Origin of the sequence: Bradyrhizobium campsiandrae (assembly GCF_014529705.1) — a bacterium.
Lineage (GTDB): Bacteria > Pseudomonadota > Alphaproteobacteria > Rhizobiales > Xanthobacteraceae > Bradyrhizobium > Bradyrhizobium campsiandrae.
Genome location: NZ_JAANIH010000319.1, coordinates 1 through 255, shown reverse-complemented (window position 1 = coordinate 255; position 255 = coordinate 1). Strand labels below are relative to the sequence as shown.

The 255-nt window shown below is 61.2% G+C and carries 1 pseudogene; it reads left to right on the top strand.

Annotated features, from left to right (window positions below):
• Positions 1–255, top strand: a pseudogene (locus G8O24_RS47480) (histidine kinase); the annotation flags it as partial.

The window sequence follows — 255 nt, the reverse complement described above, 5'->3', positions numbered from 1 at the left end:
ACCGTGGTGAGTACCAGGCCGGCGAATTCAAGCGGATCGGTAAGGGCGGCAGAGAGGTGTGGATTCTGGCGAGCTACAATCCCGTGATGGACGATACGGGAAAGCCGTTCGGCGTCGTCAAGTTCGCCACCGACGTCACCGCGGAGAAGCTGAAGACCGCCGATCTCGCCGGTCAGATCGCGGCGATCGACAAGGCCCAGGCCGTGATCGAGTTCAACATGGACGGCACCATCATCACCGCCAACGCCAATTTCC